The 15,301-nt window shown below is 70.5% G+C and carries 14 protein-coding genes; 8 read left to right on the top strand and 6 right to left on the bottom strand.

Annotation, left to right across the window (positions count from 1 at the left end; genetic code table 11):
* Positions 1–256 precede the first annotated feature (256 nt).
* Positions 257–3,379, top strand: coding sequence for an autotransporter outer membrane beta-barrel domain-containing protein (locus ACTJLF_RS21075; protein ID WP_440883871.1), 3,123 nt, complete (start codon positions 257–259; stop codon positions 3,377–3,379).
* Between the two features lie 26 nt (positions 3,380–3,405).
* On the opposite strand, the gene ACTJLF_RS21070 is transcribed toward ACTJLF_RS21075, so the two are convergent.
* The 3 genes from ACTJLF_RS21070 to ACTJLF_RS21060 form a co-directional block, all read right to left on the bottom strand.
* Positions 3,406–4,404, bottom strand: coding sequence for an alpha/beta fold hydrolase (locus tag ACTJLF_RS21070; RefSeq protein ID WP_440883870.1), 999 nt, complete (start codon positions 4,402–4,404; stop codon positions 3,406–3,408).
* A 76-nt stretch (positions 4,405–4,480) separates the two neighbouring features.
* Positions 4,481–5,287: a DUF1295 domain-containing protein gene (locus ACTJLF_RS21065; RefSeq protein ID WP_019657066.1), complete on the bottom strand. Its 807-nt coding sequence runs from the start codon at positions 5,285–5,287 to the stop codon at positions 4,481–4,483.
* Positions 5,284–5,409, bottom strand: a complete 126-nt coding sequence (locus tag ACTJLF_RS21060) for a hypothetical protein (RefSeq protein WP_440883869.1) — start codon at positions 5,407–5,409, stop codon at positions 5,284–5,286. Before ACTJLF_RS21060 ends, ACTJLF_RS21065 begins: the two co-directional genes overlap by 4 nt.
* Before the next feature lie 156 nt (positions 5,410–5,565).
* Here ACTJLF_RS21060 and ACTJLF_RS21055 point away from each other — a divergent pair, with 156 nt between their 5' ends.
* Complete coding sequence (locus tag ACTJLF_RS21055) at positions 5,566–5,922, top strand: hypothetical protein (RefSeq protein WP_145761767.1); 357 nt, start codon at positions 5,566–5,568, stop codon at positions 5,920–5,922.
* 146 nt (positions 5,923–6,068) lie between these two features.
* Complete coding sequence (locus ACTJLF_RS21050) at positions 6,069–6,503, top strand: SgcJ/EcaC family oxidoreductase (protein ID WP_020723271.1); 435 nt, start codon at positions 6,069–6,071, stop codon at positions 6,501–6,503.
* A gap of 18 nt (positions 6,504–6,521) precedes the next feature.
* Here the strand turns inward: ACTJLF_RS21050 and ACTJLF_RS21045 are convergent, their stop codons facing one another.
* The gene (locus ACTJLF_RS21045) at positions 6,522–7,562 is read right to left on the bottom strand and encodes a sensor domain-containing diguanylate cyclase (protein WP_440883868.1); all 1,041 of its coding nucleotides are present in this window, start codon (positions 7,560–7,562) and stop codon (positions 6,522–6,524) included.
* 118 nt (positions 7,563–7,680) lie between these two features.
* A complete protein-coding gene (locus ACTJLF_RS21040) occupies positions 7,681–8,613 on the bottom strand; it encodes a LysR family transcriptional regulator (RefSeq protein ID WP_354422365.1) in 933 nt (310 codons plus the stop codon).
* A 144-nt stretch (positions 8,614–8,757) separates the two neighbouring features.
* Between ACTJLF_RS21040 and ACTJLF_RS21035 the strand changes: the two genes are divergently transcribed.
* Positions 8,758–10,200: an MFS transporter gene (locus ACTJLF_RS21035; RefSeq protein ID WP_440883867.1), complete on the top strand. Its 1,443-nt coding sequence runs from the start codon at positions 8,758–8,760 to the stop codon at positions 10,198–10,200.
* Between the two features lie 59 nt (positions 10,201–10,259).
* On the opposite strand, the gene ACTJLF_RS21030 is transcribed toward ACTJLF_RS21035, so the two are convergent.
* A complete protein-coding gene (locus ACTJLF_RS21030) occupies positions 10,260–10,868 on the bottom strand; it encodes a trimeric intracellular cation channel family protein (protein ID WP_440883866.1) in 609 nt (202 codons plus the stop codon).
* 776 nt (positions 10,869–11,644) lie between these two features.
* On the opposite strand from ACTJLF_RS21030, the gene ACTJLF_RS21025 reads away from it, so the two are divergent.
* The 4 genes from ACTJLF_RS21025 to ACTJLF_RS21010 are packed head-to-tail and all read left to right on the top strand — an operon-like array spanning position 11,645 to position 15,284.
* Positions 11,645–12,916, top strand: a complete 1,272-nt coding sequence (locus ACTJLF_RS21025; RefSeq protein ID WP_440883865.1) for an EAL domain-containing protein — start codon at positions 11,645–11,647, stop codon at positions 12,914–12,916.
* The gene (locus ACTJLF_RS21020) at positions 12,913–13,200 is read left to right on the top strand and encodes a hypothetical protein (protein ID WP_354327895.1); all 288 of its coding nucleotides are present in this window, start codon (positions 12,913–12,915) and stop codon (positions 13,198–13,200) included. Before ACTJLF_RS21025 ends, ACTJLF_RS21020 begins: the two co-directional genes overlap by 4 nt.
* Positions 13,201–13,255: 55 nt before the next feature.
* Entirely contained in the window at positions 13,256–13,852 is a 597-nt protein-coding gene (locus tag ACTJLF_RS21015; RefSeq protein ID WP_126183331.1) for a hypothetical protein, read from the top strand.
* A gap of 28 nt (positions 13,853–13,880) precedes the next feature.
* Entirely contained in the window at positions 13,881–15,284 is a 1,404-nt protein-coding gene (locus tag ACTJLF_RS21010; RefSeq protein WP_026346647.1) for a CsgG/HfaB family protein, read from the top strand.
* Positions 15,285–15,301: the final 17 nt, after the last annotated feature.

Genomic DNA, 15,301 nt, shown 5'->3' with positions numbered 1-15,301 from the left:
CCGCGCCACGCGGCTTATCGCCCGTAGCCCGCTGGGCCGCAATCGCCGCTGCGGCCACGCAGCGTTATCGCGCTTCGGGCATCCGGCAGGGCCCGCTTAGGTACCCGCTTCCGGGCATATCGCCGGTCGCAACGCGTACTTACATTTTTGACTTGCAAATCGAAAACGACGGCATGTGCAGGCGGTGGACAGACACGCGCCCGCACGCGGGAGCCTGCCCGTTCAGGCGAGGAACGAACGAACAAATTGGTAAGCCATGAACAAGGTTTTTCGGACCCTTTGGAATCCAGCCCGCGGCACCTGGGTCGCCGCACCCGAAACCTCGCGCGGCCACGCGCGCTCCGCCAGGTCGGCTGAGCCGCGAACCTGCCACCTCGCCCTGGCGCCTGCCCTCGCTGCGCTGATGCTGGGTGCGGGCCCGGCACTGGCCGCAGGCGGCGCCGGCGGCCAGCCCACCAACGACACCTCGCTGCACGCCGGATCGGGCGGCGCCGACGGCAGCGGCGGCAGCGGCGGACTCAACGACACCACGGTGAACGCGAACGGAGGCGCCGGCGGATCGTCGACCAGCGCCGGCCCGACGGCCGGCTCCGCCGCCAGCACCGGCACCTTCGCCGGCGCCACCGCCGGCACGGGCGGCGCGGCTGGAGCCGGCAGCAACACCGTCAGCCCCGGCGTTCTGCAGGGCGACAACGGCGCGGCCGGCCAGTCGCAGACGGGCGACATGAGCAACGGCAACGGCTACGGCGGTGGCGGCGGCGGCGGCTTCCAGGGCGCGACCATCGGCAGCGGCGTCGGCTCTTCTTCCAACAGCTACACGGGCGGCGCCGGCGGCGCGGGCGGCAACGGCTACTGGGCGGCAGGCGGCGGCGGCGCGGGGGGCTACGGCTCCATCCTGCTCGGGCCCACGGGCAGCTACACGGCCACCGGCAGTTCGACCGGCGGCGCGGGCGGCAAGGGCGGCGACGCCTTCTCCCAAGGCGGTGGTGGCGGCGGCGGTGGCGGCGGCTTCCTCCTGAACGCGACCACGCCGGGCCTCGGCTTCACCAACACCGGCGCCATCAGCGGCGGCGCCGGCGGCGCGGGCGGCTCCGAGCTGCTGCCGGCCCGCAGCAATGCGTCGGGCGGCGGCGGCGGTGCGGGCGGCATCGGCATCACGCTGACTGGCAGCGCGCTGACTGTGACCAATTCGGGCGCGGTCTCCGGTGGCGCAGGAGGCGCGGGCGGTGCCGGCGGCGGCGGGGTCGGCGGCACCGGTGCACCCGGCGCGGGCGGCGACGGCGGCATCGGCCTGCGCGCGTCGGGCAGCAGCACTGCGCTCGGCAACAGCGGCTCCATCACCGGCGGCAATGGCGGCGTCGGCGGCACCAACAGCAACGGCGGCGCGCGCGGCGCCAACGGCGCGGGCGGGGTGGGCGTGCTGGGCGCCAACCTCGGCATCGTCAACAGCGGCAGCATCACCGGCGGCCTGGGCGGCGACGGCGTCACCCGCGCGGCCGCGGTGGAGTTCACCGGCGGCAGCAACAGCCTGACGCTGAACGCCGGCGCGGCGCTGACGGGCGCCGTCGCCATCGACGGCGGCGCCACCGCCAGCATCGTCGCGGGCGCCAACGGCCTGAGCCTGAGCAGCCCGCTGCTGCTGGGCGGCACCGGCACCATCGACACCAACGGCCACGACATGGGCTGGTCGGGCCCCATCTCCGGAGCTGCCGGCCTGGTGAAGAGCGGCGCGGGCACGCTGACGCTGTCGGGCGCCAACGTCTACACCGGTCCCACCAGCATCAACGCCGGCACGCTGCGCGCCGGCGCGGCCGGTGCGCTCAGCAGCGCCAGCGCATTCACCGTGGGCTCCGGCGCCACGCTCGACCTCGCCGGCAACAGCCAGACCGTCGCGTCCATGTCCAACAGCGGCACCGTGTCGCTGGTCGGCTCCGCACCGGGCACCACGCTGACCGTCACCGGCCCCTGGGTCGGCAATGGCGGCACGCTGCGCCTGGGCACGGCCCTCGGCAACAGCAGCAGCGCGACCGACAGGCTCGTGCTCAGCGGCAGCACCGCCATCGCCAGCGGCACGACCAACGTGCAGATCACCAACCTCGGCGGCCTGGGCGCGCTGACCACCGGCAACGGCATCGAGGTCGTCAGCGCGATCAACGGGGCCACCACCACCGCGCAGACAACGAAGAGCGCCTTCGCGCTGGCAGGAGGCCACGTCGATGCCGGCGCCTACGAATACCGGCTCTACGCAGCCGACGCGAGCGGCGCGGGCGAGAACTGGTACCTGCGCTCCAGCGCGGTCGTCACGCCGCCGGCCAACGGTAGCGGAGGCAGTGGAGGCAATGGCGGCGCTGGCAGCAGCGGCGGCAGCACAGGAGGAGGCGGCGGCATCTCCGTCCCCACCTACCGCGCCGAAGTACCGCTGTACGCCGCGCTGCCCGAGCAGTTCCGCCAGGCCAACCTGACGATGCTCGGCAGCATGCGCCAGCGGCTGGGCGACGACGGCCCGCCGCCCGGCAACGATGCCGGTCCCGCCATGCCCGACCAGGGCTACCGCCAGGCCTGGGCGCGCATCATCAGCACCGACCGCAGCATCAGCCAGGGCGGCACCGTGAGCCCCACCAGCAAGGGTCGCCTCTCGGGCTTCCAGGCAGGCACCGACCTCTGGGCCGACGCCCACTGGCGCGCGGGCGTCTACGTCGGCGAGCTCAACGGCGACATGAGCGTGAGCGGCTTCGCACGCGGCATCGTCAACTACGCAGCCGGCACCAACGACCTGCGCAGCCAGTACCTGGGCGCCTATGCCACCTGGAAGAACGACAGCGGCCTGTACGTCGACGGCGTGCTGCAGGCCGGACGCCACCGCTACACGGCGTCGCCCACGCTGGGCTTCTCCAGCACGGGCAAGGGCAGCAGCCTGCTGGCCTCCATCGAGGTGGGCCAGGCGTTCGCCATCGCACCGGGCTGGACCATCGAGCCGCAGCTGCAGCTGGTGCACCAGCGCATCAGCCTGGACGACACCGGCATCGCCGCCGCACTGGTGCAGCAGCACAGCCACAGCGGCTGGCTCGCACGCGCGGGCGTGCGGGTGAAGGGCGAGATCGCCACCTCCGCCGGCCTGCTGCAGCCCTATGTGCGCTTCAACGTCTACCGCAGCGGCAGCGGCACCGACATCAGCCGCTTCGTCGGCCCGGCGGCCTACACCGACATCGCCACGCGCACCGGCGGCACGAGCACGGAGCTGGCGGCGGGCGCCACGCTGCAGCTCACGCAGAACGCGAGCCTGTATGCGGAGCTCGGCAAGACCTGGGCCTCGGGCGGCGCCGTGCGCACGAGGAGCAACGGCATCGAAGGGAGCGTGGGCGTGAAGATCCGCTGGTGACGGCTGCCACCAAGCGAGGCTGCCAGCTAGCGCCTGCCGCCTTCCGCGCGGACCGTGTCGACCACCGAAAGCACCGCCTCGGTCACCGCGGCCGGGTCGTCGAACTGGATGTCGTGGCTGGACTTCGGCAGCGACAGGTGCCTGCCGCGCGAAGACCAGGCCGCCTCCTCGACGTGAAGCTGCCGCCAGATGGCGAGCACCTCGCGGCCCTGCTCGGGCGTGATCTTCATTCCGCGAAGCTCTTCTTCCGTGTACGGCGCCATCGCGGTGAGCACCACCAGCGGGCGGCTGCCCAGGTCGCGGAAGGCGCCGGCCTCGGCGAGCATCGCGTCGGTCGCGTCGCCCTCCGCCATCTGGGTGACCATGGATTTCGGTGCGTAGGCCCGTATCGCCTGCGCATCGTGCTCGCTCTGGTTCGGCGCCCTGGGCAGCAGCCTCGGCGTCATCGCCCTCAGCAGGCCGCTCCAGGAAAGCGACACCGCGATGCGCGAGCGCAGCGAGCGGGTCTCCTTCATGTAGGCCGCGACGCGCGCCACCTGGTCGGGGTGCGACGGGTCCACCAGCACCAGCCCCGCCACCTCATTGCCGAAGCGATGCGTGAAGGTCGTCGCGAAGAGGCCGCCGAGCGACTGGCCCACGAGCACGAAGGGCCCGCGCTCGCCCGCACGGGTGAGCGCCTCGTGCAGATCGCTCGCCACCTGCCTCGCGCTGATCGGCGCATTCGACGGATCGCTCCACATCAGCCCGGCGCGGCTGTAGGCGCACGCGCGCGTGCGCGCCGCCACGGCCGGCTGCACCGCCGACCAGCTCAGCGAGCCATCGACGCTCAGCCCGGCCTCGAACACGACGGTGGGCGAGCCGGAGCCGCGGCAGTCGAGCTGGATCCGGCGCCCGCCGCCGACGTCGACCATCGTTCCCGGCGGGGGAAAGTCGCGCTGCGCCCGGTAGCGGCCGAGCTGCTCGTACGCCACGCCCGCAAGGACGACCAGCGCGAGGAATGCGGTGCTCCAGAGGACGATGCGCATCGCTGCCGCGGAAGATCTGTTGGACGAAGGCTTCACCGCGGCAATCGTGCCACCGCCGGGCCGCCAGGGCCACCGGCTAGGGCTTCAGCCGTGCGGCGCGCACCGGTCCCGGCACGAAGGCATTGGTGCGCTCGATGTAGTCGCGATAGGCCGGGCGGCGCTCGCCGATGTCGCTTTCGAGCATGCGCACGCCCGAGACCTTCAGCAGCAGCCAGGTCATGAGCAGCGGCGACACGATGCTCCACGCCCCGCTCCACCCCGCGCCGCCGATGGCCATGAGCCAGATGCCCCACCACACGCAGGCCTCGCCGAAGTAGTTGGGGTGGCGCGTGTAGCGCCACAGGCCGCGGTCCATCACCTGGCCCCGGTTCGCGGGGTCGGCCTTGAAGCGCGCCATCTGCGCGTCGCCCAAGGCCTCGAAGACGAAGCCGAACAGCCCCAGCGCAGCACCGAGCGCATCGAGCAGGCCCAGCGGCCGCTCGGCCGCCATGCCCGGCAGGAAAGGCGCCGACACGATCCAGGCGAGCACCGCCTGCAGCGCGAACACCAGGTACAGGCTCTTGAAACCGAAGTTGGGCTGGTTGCGCGCGCGGATCGCCTGGTAGCGGCGGTCTTCACCGTGGCCCCAGTTGCGCCAGGTGATGTAGATGCAAAGCCGAAGCGCCCACGCGCTGCCGATCAGCGCCATGCACAACCCGCGCGCGGTCTGCGGCGCCGGCAGCAGCGCGAGGTACACGAGCCCCGCGCCCGCGATCAGGATCGCCCATACGCGGTCGACGAGGCTCGCATCGTGCCGCACGAGGCTCACGGCCCAGGTGGCCAGCGCGAGCGAGGCGGTCCAGGCAAGGCCCGCGAGCGCGACGGTGGTGAGGCTGCCGGTCATGCGCGGTCCGACGCCTCGATGCAGTCGGCCAGATCCTGCCGCCGCTCGGCGCTGCGGTCCTGACGCAACCCACGGGCGCCCTGGCGGACCATGTCGTGGGCGGATGCGATGTCCTTCGGCATATGCGTTTCTTTTTTCCTCGTCGGGCATGCGCCGGATGGCGCGCTCCCATCGCTTGCGATACGCGCCGGCCCGGCTTTTGGATCATGCCCGCCTGAGCTAAAGTCGGCCACCACCCGGCGCCTCGACCGGCTGCATCCCTCCTCTGCCCGCAAGACATGCGCGACTTCCTCTACTACTCGCTGATGCTGCTTCTCGGATTCGCCTGGTACAGGTTCGGACAGAAGCTGCTGCGCAAGGGGCCGCGCGACGAGAACGACGAGCTCACCAAGGGAATCGTCGGCCCTGTGGGCTTCCTGATGGCGGGCGGCATCTCCTGCTACCTCCTCTTCTACATGCTGCGCGCACTGGTCCGCCGCGAAGTGCCATGCGTGGGCAAGGCCTGCTCGGGACAGATCTACACGCTCGCGGCCAACCCCGGCGAGTTCTGGGCCAACGTGTTCTTCATTGCGTGGATGGTGGCGGCGCTGGTGTACGCGCTGTATGTGACGCTCAGGATCTGGTTCAGGGCCTGATCGTCCGCAACATCCGCAAGAGCAGGAAAGGCCTCTATCGGCCGCTATCGGCCAGGTTCGACCGCAACGGCGGCAGGGGTCGTTGCGAAGCCGCTGTCGATCGCTGTAGATCGCGGCGCAAGCTGAACAAGGAAGACGAGATCACCATGCCCCATCCAAGCCTTCCCGAAGACATTCCCGGCGCCTTCCAGGCCGCATGGAACGCCCACGACATGCAGGCCCTCGGCGCGCTGTTCCACGCGGACGCGACTTTCGTTAACCGCTTCGGGCACTACGTGCGCGGCGTCGAGGAGATCGTCGCCATGCACGCCCCCATCCACGCGAGCATCTACAGCGATTCGACGCTGGAGAACGAGTTGATCGACGTCGTGGCCCTGGGCGAAGACGCGGCGGTCACGCACTTCTGGAGCCGCCTCGCCGCCGGCGCGGCGCATCCGGCAGGGCCGCACGTCGTCGATACGCTGATCCTTGCCGTGCTGACGCGCCAGGCGGGCGCGTGGAGGATCAAGGCGCTGGAGAACGTGACGCTGACCGATCCCCGCACCGGAAAGACGGTGCTGCGGGACCGCGGCGCTCGATGAGCCGGAGCGCGCAGCCGCTCAGGCCGCGGCCATTTCGCGGCTGCCCGCGCTGGCGACCGCGTAGCGCTTCCGCTTGACGGCGTACATGGCCTCGTCGGCCAGCCGCAACGCATCCGCGGCCGAGGTGCTGCGCGGATCGACGGCCACCACGCCGACGCTCGCGCCACGATAGTCGAGCGTGGCGCCCGGAAGCCGCAGCTCGCCGATGGTGCTTTCGCTCAACCGGTCGGCGAGCGAGCGAGCCGCCGCATCGGGCGACTCTCCGAAGGCAGGGCCGGCACCGATCACCACGAACTCGTCGCCGCCGTTGCGCGCCAGCATGTCGCCCGCGCGCATCGACGCCGACAGGCGCGCGGCCATGGCGACGAGGAACTCGTCGCCTACGTCGTGGCCGTGCGTGTCGTTGATCTTCTTGAACCCGTCCATGTCGATGAAGCCGACCAGCACGCTGGTGCCGTCGCGCTCGCCCTGGGCCATCATCCGGCGCAGCCCGTCGATGAGCGTTCGGCGGTTCGGCAGGCCGGTGAGCGCGTCGGTGGAAGCCAGCGTGACGACCTCTGCGTGCGCCTTCTCGAGCTTCCTGTAGAGCAGCTCACGCTCCACCTGCTGTCCGATGAGACGCGCGAACAGCTGCAGCACGGGCTCGGCATGCGGCGGCAGGGACTGCTGCTCGGAGCTCGCGGCGCACAGCGTGCCGAACAGGTCGCCGCTCTCGGTCTTGACCGGCGTGCTCACGTAAGTCTGGATGCCGAGCTCCCTGGCCGCCCCGGAATCGCCCCAGCAGCTGGCGACGTCGCCGGTGTAGGTGCGCCCTTCCTCCATGGCCCGCTTGCACAGCGTGTCGGCCCAGGGCACGGTGAGCCCCTCGGGAATGCTCAGCTGCCTAGCGTTGCGCGAGAAGAGGATGTGCTGCTGGCCCTTGTCGAGGTCGATGGTGGTGAGATAGGTCGATTCCAGCCCGGTCACCGCGCCGAGCATCTCGAGCATCGGACGCGTCAGGTCTTCCAGCGTCCTGGCCGAAGCCACCGAGTCGGAGAGTTGTTCGATCAGAGATTGCATACACGATATTTTGACGGCGAAGCGCCCGCCCCAGGCGCCGCTCTGCGACCTTTACCCGACGGTTACGGAGTCAGCGAAACATCAGGAAAGATACGAAGAAACCATTCGCCAGCTCCCGTCAGCGCGCGGGCGGGCCCTCGTCCCCCGTCAGATTCCGGCACAGCTCCAGCACCATGCCGCGCAGCCACCTGTGCGCGGGATCGCGATCCATGCGCGGATGCCACATCTGCGAGATGGTGATCCGGTCGGTGGGCATGGGTAGCGGAAAAGAGCGCAGCGTGCTCTGGGCCCTCAGGCGCTCGAAGTACGAGGCCGGTATCAGCGCCACGAGATCGGTCGCAGCCGCGATCGACAGGGCAGAACCGAAGCTGGGCACCGTGACGGCGACGTTGCGCTTCAATCCCATTGCCGCCAGAGCCACGTCCGCCGGTCCTTCCTTGCGGCCATGGCGTGAAGTGATCACGTGGTCGCATGCGGCGTAGCGCTCGGGCGTGATCGCGGCTTCGGCCAGCAGCGGATGGCCCTCGCGCACCGCGGCGACGAACCGGTCCCGGTAGAGCGCCTGCACGCGCACTTCCGGCCCCGCCGAATCGCTCAGCACGCCCACATCGAGATCGATCAGTCCTTCGCGCAGCGGACGCACGTCCTTGTCGGGCTTGGGCGCGAAGCGCAGGCGGACGCCGGGCGCCTCCTTCGCGACACGGGCAACGAGCACGTGCGCGAAGGCTTCGATGAATCCGTCGTTGGCCCGTATGGTGAAAAGGCGCTGGAGCGTGCGCGGGTCCATGGCCGCATCGGCGGGCTGGAGCACCGCGTGCGACTCCTGCACCAGGTCCCTCACGCGCTCGCGCAGTGCCAGGGCGTGCGGCGTGGGGACCATGCCGCGTCCTGCGCGCACCAGGAGCTGGTCGCCCGTGGCCTCGCGCAGCCGCGCCAGCGTGCGGCTCATGGCCGATTCGCTCAGCCCCATGCGCTCGGCGGCCTTCGCCACATTGCCTTCGGAAAGCAGCGCGTCGAGCGCGGTCAGCAGGTTGAGGTCGGCGTCCGGCATGACCGGACGCTAGCACAGCCGCCGCGTGCGGGAACAGGCGCCGCATGCAGGAACAACCTGCGTCCTGCGCTCTGGGCCGGTGCTGCGCCGCGTCCTATTCTGGATTCACGCAATCGAGCGTCTTCACTCCACAAGGCCACTCCCATGCTGCTTTCACCCCCGATCCATTCCCCCACTTCCTCCGCCGACTCATCTGCCGCCGATTCCCGCACCGCTGCCCCAGAGGCGGCGAACGATGCCGACGGCCTGCCGATGCCTCGGCGCATCGCAGCCGCCGCCGCGATCCTCGGCGCGGGCGCCCTCGTGGTGCTCGACGGCGCGATCGCCAACGTCGCGCTGCCGACCATCTCCGGGCAGTTGAACGCGACGGCTGCCGATGCGGTCTGGATCATCACGGCCTATCAGCTCGCGGTCGTCATGTTCCTGCTGCCTGCCTCGGCCATCGGCGCGCGGCTGGGCTATCACCGCGTGTTCGCGGGCGGCATCGCGCTGTTCACCGCCGCGTCGGTGCTGTGCGCGCTTTCTCCGTCATTGCCGTGGCTGGTTGCCGCGCGTTGCCTGCAGGGGCTGGGCGCCGCCGCGGTGATGCCGCTCGGCCTGGCGCTGCTGCGCTTCACCTATCCGCGCCGGCTGCTGGCGCGCGCCATCGGCTGGAACGCGCTCTCGATCGCGGGCGCCACCGCGGCGGGGCCTTCCATCGGCGCCTTCATCCTCTCGACCGCCAGCTGGCCGTGGCTCTTCGCGGTGAACCTGCCGATCGGCATCCTCGTGCTGCTCGCATGCACGAAGCTGCCGCGCCCGGCATCGACGAGCGACCGCATCGATCTCTGGAGCATCGCGCTCAACGCGGTCATGTTCGCCACCTTCGTGCTCGGAAGCGACCGGCTGCCGTCGAGCCTGACGCACGGCGGCGCACTGCTCGGCGTGGCGGTGGTTTCCATGGTCCTGCTGGTGCGACGCGAGACGAGCAGGAAGGCGCCGCTGGTGCCGCTCGACCTGCTGCGCGTGCACTCCTTCCGCATCTCGATCATCGCTTCGGTCTGCTGCTTCACCGGCCAGATGGCCAGCTACGTGGCACTGCCCTTCTACATCCAGCACGAGCTGGGCCAGAGCACCGCGGCCACCGGCCTGCTGATGACGCCCTGGCCCCTTGCGGTGATGCTGGCAGCGCCGCTGTCGGCGCGACTCGCGCAACGCGTGCCCACCGCATGGCTCTGCGCGGCGGGCAGCGCGTTCCTCGCGACCGGGCTGGCGCTGTGCGCGCTGTGGCCCATCCACGGCAACCCGGCGCTGCCGATCGCGCTCTTCACCAGCCTCGCCGGCTTCGGTTTCGGGCTCTTCCAGACGCCCAACAACCAGAACATGCTGCTGTCCGCACCCAAGGAACGCAGCGGCGCGGCCGGCGGCGCGCAGGGAACGGCGCGACTCACCGGGCTGACGCTCGGAAGCCTCGCGATGAGCCTGTTGTTCGGGCTGCTGCCGTCGCACACGGCCGTCCACCTGGGACTCGCGCTGGCGGCATCGACCGCTTTCGCGGGGAGCGTGGTGAGCCTGCTCAGGAGCCCCGGAAGGGCCGCCGCGGCCTGAGCGAAGCGGCTCGGCCACCTCGGCCGTGCCGCCGGAACAAGCAGGAAGGAGTCATCGATCTAGGCCGGCAGCCGCAGCAGCGGCAGATGCCAGCCGCCATAGATGCCGCCCAGGCGCAGCGCCACGATCACCAGCACGCCCGCATGGAAGGCACAGCGCCTGCCGACGCCGGCCGCCTGGAGCAGCAGGTAGGCGGCGATGCCCGCGATGGCGGCCGAGCCGTAGATGCCGCTGCTCAGCAGCAGCGGGACATGCGCGGTGAGCACGTCGCGCACCAGCCCGCCGGCCGCGCCGGTCATGGTGCCGACCAGCGTCACGATGACCACGGGCAGCCGCCGCTCCTCGGCGATCTGAGCCCCGGTGATGGCGAAGAGCCCCAGCCCCAGCGCATCGGCCAAGGCCAGCGCATGCTCGGGCAGCGGCATGAAGTGCACCCATGCGATGCCCGCCGCCGTCGCCGCGAGGATCACGTAGACATAGCGCACGTCTCGTATCCAGAACACCGGATGGCGGTCGAGCAGCAGGTCGCGCAGGGTGCCGCCCCCCACGGCAGTGACGGAGGCGATCACCAGCACGCCCAGCCAGTCGAGCCCCGCATGTCCGGCGGCCAGCACGCCGCTGATCGCGAACACGGCGACGCCCGCGAGATCGAACAGATACAACAGCATGGACTCCCTCGGTGCGGTGCCACTCCCGCCATGGTCCGCGGGGAGGCCGCGGCGATGGCGAAGAGTGCTGAGAAATCGGTGCCCGGCATTCTGCATGCACGAACAAGGCAGGGCGCCGCGAAGCCGCTCGGGCCGGGCCGAGAACCCGCCTTCGACCCGGAAACCGCGATTTGTCCTGGTCAGTGTTGACAAATGTGAACTGGCACACATTCGCGGTCCGAAAGCGAATGCGGGGTCCTAATGCAATCCGTAGTATTCATTTTGTTTCACAACTGTCCTACGGAGCTTGCACGTGATGGCCTGCAGACCCTCGTTCCACCGAACGTACGAGCCGCTCGATGCGGTTCATGGGGCCGCCGCACGAACGCGTGGCCCCGCCGAGCCGAAGGCCACATCCATGCCGTACACCTAGCCGCCGCGTACCGCGCGACGCCGTTGGCGAAGCGCCCCCTTTCCCACCTGTGACCCGATAGCCGATCGCCGGCACTCCGCCGAGGAGCGCCGTACTGCGTGAGGGATTCGCACGTCCGGTGATTTCCTGCTTTCCGTCTTGATTCCGCACCACCGCGCGGAATGGAGAAGTGTTGCCGCAAGAAACGCGGCCCCTTCTCCCTTCACCGGGTTCGAGAAAAGAAATTCGATCGAGGACGCAAATGGCCGCTCTCTCATCACCGACCGCCTGGCCTGCAGGCACGCACCGGCCCGCCGCATGGGCGCAGCGTACGTCCGCGGCCAACCGCGCACATGGTTCACATGGCGCACAAGGCACGCAAGGCATGCATGACGCCCATGGGCCGCTAGCCGAGCCCACGTCCAGGGCCTCCGGCGCACCCGTGGAGCGCGCCGCCGCACGCAGGGCCTGCGCCTTCGTGTTCATCGCGAACCTGCCGCACCTGGCCGAAGCCTACGGGCAGGATTTCGCATCCGCCGCGAGCCTCGAGGTGCAGCGCAGGCTGTGCGCCGGCTTCACCTCGCTGCCCTCGTCCGACATGGCGCGGCTGCGCGACGACTGCTTCCTGGTGTGGGCCAACGAGGCCTTCGAATGCGGCCCCTTCGGCATCCACGAAGCGGGCAAGGCATCGGGCGCCTCGCGGCGAGCGAGCCACCCGGTCGAGACGCTGCTCGCGGTGCTCGGTGCGGAGCCGGTGCGCTCCGGCGGCATCGCCGCGCTGGTGCAGCTGCATGCCGACTGGATCGACGTGCGTTCGCCGCAGCAGATGGGCGCCTCCGAGATCGAACTCACGCTGTGGACCGCGCAGCCCTTTCCCGATTCGCGCGAGAGCCGCGCCGACGGATGGCGCCAGCTCTATCGCGCCGACATGGACGTCGCCGTGCGCGTGAGCGAAGCGCTGCGCGCCGACGAGCTCTCGTTCTCGTGGCAGCCGGTGGTGCATCCCGGCAGCGTCGCGACCATGCTGTACCGATCGGGCCGCGCTCGCATCGCACCCAGCCGCGGCGATGCGGCCTCGCTCGCGCCCGAAGTGTTCATGCCCTGCCTGCAGCGGCTGGGCCTCACGCGCGCCTTCGACCGCACCGCGATGCGGCGGGCCGTGGCCGCGCTGCGGCTGCAGCCTTCGGCGCACATCGGCGTGAGCATCTCGGCGCAGAGCATCCAGATCGACCACTGGTGGGCTTCTCTGCTCGCGGTTCTCGAAAGGGAGCCCGCGCTGGCCTCCCGCCTGGTGATCGAGATCGCGGGCAGCGCCTCGCTGCCCGACCTCGAGGCCGCGCACGACTTCTGCGTGCAGCTGCAGATGCGCGGCTGCCGCATCGCCGTCCGCGACTTCGGCGGCGGCGCGGACAACGTCGCGGCCGTGCAGGCCTGCAAGCCCGACATCGTGAAGCTCGACGCGGCCCTGCTGCGCCGCGCGCGCGACAGCGAGTTCGGCCGCGAGTGCCTGCGCGGAATGCTGGCGACGAGCGCGCACTTCGCGCCGCACGTCGTCGTCGACGGCGTGGAGCGCGACGACGACGTGCACATCGCAGCCGACGCGGGCGCCCAGTGGCTGCAGGGCTACGGCATCGGCCGCGAGGGGGGCAAGCCATGAGCATCCCCGCCGACATGCAGCTGCGCCTCGCGCGGCTGAGCACCGACCTGCTGCAGATGCAGCGCGCCGTGCTGGAGCTCATGCAGGAATGCGGCCCGCGCGACCCCGGCGCCAGCGAGCAGGACCTCATCGCCGCAGCGCAGTACCGCGCGCTCGAAGCCGCGCTGCATGCGCCGAGGCACCCGGGTTCGGGCTCGGGTCCGGGCTCGCAGCGCAGCGAGGGCGGCGAGCTGCTCGCCTGGCCCGGCTTTCCACCACCCGTGCAGCGGGCGATGCGCGCCTGAGCGCGCGAGCGCTCGCCCGGTCTCCATGTTTTCCATTTCCCTTCGCAGGACTTCCATGCCCATCCAACTCGACCAGGTCTCCGGCAACGTGCGTGCAGCGCGTGCGCGGCGGCCGTCCACCGTCTCCTCTTCGGCAGCAGCCGCGCGCACCGCGCTGTGCCTGCTGCTCACCGCGGCATGCGCATGTGCGTCGGCCAACAACGTCGGCGAGAACAGCGCCTGGCAGTTCCAGACCGCCGCCGACAAGGCCAACCAGGCCGCCGTGCAGGACATGATCCAGCGCAAGAAGGCCGGCTCGTACGGCGCGGCCAACTACACCACCAACAACTACATCGGCCGCCAGTACAACTGCGACGTCACCTCGACCGCGCAGGGCAACCAGGGCACCAACAGCACCACGGCCAACTCGCCCGGCACCAGCGGCGCGTCGGCCAACTCCACCGGCAACTCGAACACCGGCATGGGCGGCGGCGGCACGGTGAGCACCGGCCAGGCCAACAGCGGCGCCGTGGGCTCGGCCGTGATCGGCTCCACCACCAGCAACGTGCAGGGCTGGTCGAGCCAGGCACTGAACTCCAACCAGACCAACACCGGCAGCCAGAGCGCAAGCATCAGCGGCAGCTCGGCCTGCGCATTCGGCGCACTCAACTGACCACCCAACCGACAGGGAAGAAAAAGGAATGACCCCATTCAAGTCGATCCGCGCGCTGCCGCGCGGAAAAGCCGCATCGCGCGCGCTGGCCGCCGCAGCGGCCGTCACGAGCCTGGCCGGCTGCGTCGTCGCGCCGCAGCAGCAGATGGCGCCCAAGGAAGCGCCCGTGGTGCTCGGCCCGGCCGTGCGCGAGAACGTCACGCCCATGGAAGCCGTGCTCGCCTGCTTCGGCGACCACGTGGCTGCCACGCAGCGCCCGCCGATCGTCATCACCGTGGGCGACGTGAAGGACTACACCGGCAAGTACAGCATCAACGAAGGCAACGCCATCACGCAGGGCGGCGCGCTGATGGTGTATTCGGCGCTGGGCAAGCTCGGAGGTGCGGTGCAGGTGGCCGAGCGCTTCGACCCGGTGATCGCCGAGCGCGAGCTCGGCTACGCCGACCGGCGCCAGCTCGGCGACGGCCGCACCCACCAGCTCGCAGGGCCCAACGGCGGCCAGACGGTGCCGTGGCTGCCCTACTTCGGCGGCTCGATCAACAAGTCCGACTACTTCATCGTCGGCGGCATCACCGAGCTCAACTACAACATCAATTCGGGCGGCGCCGAGATCGGCGTGAACCAGGTGGGCGTGAAGGCACGCACCTTCAGCCAGTCGGTGGGCATCGACCTGCGCATCGTCGACACCAAGACGCTGATGATCGTGAAGACCATCAGCCTGACGAAGCAGTTCAACGGCTACGAGGTCGGCTTCAACGTCTTCCGCTTCTTCGGCAGCAAGCTCTACGACATCGACGTCGGCGCCAAGGGCCAGGAGCCGGTGCAGATGGGCGTGCGCGCCGCGCTCGAAGAGGGCGTGGTGCGCCTGGTGGCTGCGGTGTCCAAGGTCGACCCGAACCCGTGCCTGGGCATGCGCATGACGGGCGAGCTCAGCCTCAAGCCCGCCGAGCAGATGCGCACGGTGCCCAACCCGCTGGTCGACGCCTCGGGCATGCCGGTGCAGCAGGGCGAGGCCGTCAACGCGGCCAGCCAGACAGGCGCAAGCCTCACGGGCACCAGCCTCCAGATTCCCTTCGAGTTCGGCGCGGCAGCGCTCACCGGCGGGACGCTGAACCTCATCGACCAGATCGCGGCGGCCGCTGCCAAGGCCCCCACCGAGGTGGTGCTGGTCGCTCGCGACACCGAGAACTGGGACGCGGGCAAGCGCGACCTGCTCATCGACCAGCGCATCGGCGTGGTCACCACCGCACTCGCCTCGCGCGGCATCGCGCCCGGCGGCATCAGCGTCACATGGCGGCCGGACAAGGCAGACACGTCGATCCACCGCGACGGGCCCGGCCTGCAGGAGATCGCCAAGCTCCGCGTCCAGGGCGCGGGAAGGGGTGGGCCGGCCCGTCCGGTCCGTGAGGAGAACGCAACCGGAGGGAAGTAAGCAACCGAAAGGCACCA

Origin of the sequence: Variovorax sp. 22077 (assembly GCF_052044195.1) — a bacterium.
Taxonomy (GTDB): Bacteria; Pseudomonadota; Gammaproteobacteria; order Burkholderiales; family Burkholderiaceae_C; genus Variovorax; species Variovorax atrisoli.
The sequence above is the reverse complement of the archived record's forward strand: the minus strand, read 5'-3'. Positions and strand labels throughout refer to the sequence as shown.

Excerpts from the sequence above, each read along its gene's own strand:
- ACTJLF_RS21075 (WP_440883871.1), top strand. The coding sequence starts at position 257 with ATGAACAAGGTTTTTCGGACCCTTTGGAATCCAGCCCGCGGCACCTGG.
- ACTJLF_RS21070 (WP_440883870.1), bottom strand. The coding sequence starts at position 4,404 with ATGCGCATCGTCCTCTGGAGCACCGCATTCCTCGCGCTGGTCGTCCTT.
- ACTJLF_RS21065 (WP_019657066.1), bottom strand. The coding sequence starts at position 5,287 with ATGACCGGCAGCCTCACCACCGTCGCGCTCGCGGGCCTTGCCTGGACC.
- ACTJLF_RS21060 (WP_440883869.1), bottom strand. The coding sequence starts at position 5,409 with ATGCCGAAGGACATCGCATCCGCCCACGACATGGTCCGCCAGGGCGCC.
- ACTJLF_RS21055 (WP_145761767.1), top strand. The coding sequence starts at position 5,566 with ATGCGCGACTTCCTCTACTACTCGCTGATGCTGCTTCTCGGATTCGCC.
- ACTJLF_RS21050 (WP_020723271.1), top strand. The coding sequence starts at position 6,069 with ATGCCCCATCCAAGCCTTCCCGAAGACATTCCCGGCGCCTTCCAGGCC.
- ACTJLF_RS21045 (WP_440883868.1), bottom strand. The coding sequence starts at position 7,562 with ATGCAATCTCTGATCGAACAACTCTCCGACTCGGTGGCTTCGGCCAGG.
- ACTJLF_RS21040 (WP_354422365.1), bottom strand. The coding sequence starts at position 8,613 with ATGCCGGACGCCGACCTCAACCTGCTGACCGCGCTCGACGCGCTGCTT.
- ACTJLF_RS21035 (WP_440883867.1), top strand. The coding sequence starts at position 8,758 with ATGCTGCTTTCACCCCCGATCCATTCCCCCACTTCCTCCGCCGACTCA.
- ACTJLF_RS21030 (WP_440883866.1), bottom strand. The coding sequence starts at position 10,868 with ATGCTGTTGTATCTGTTCGATCTCGCGGGCGTCGCCGTGTTCGCGATC.
- ACTJLF_RS21025 (WP_440883865.1), top strand. The coding sequence starts at position 11,645 with ATGCATGACGCCCATGGGCCGCTAGCCGAGCCCACGTCCAGGGCCTCC.
- ACTJLF_RS21020 (WP_354327895.1), top strand. The coding sequence starts at position 12,913 with ATGAGCATCCCCGCCGACATGCAGCTGCGCCTCGCGCGGCTGAGCACC.
- ACTJLF_RS21015 (WP_126183331.1), top strand. The coding sequence starts at position 13,256 with ATGCCCATCCAACTCGACCAGGTCTCCGGCAACGTGCGTGCAGCGCGT.
- ACTJLF_RS21010 (WP_026346647.1), top strand. The coding sequence starts at position 13,881 with ATGACCCCATTCAAGTCGATCCGCGCGCTGCCGCGCGGAAAAGCCGCA.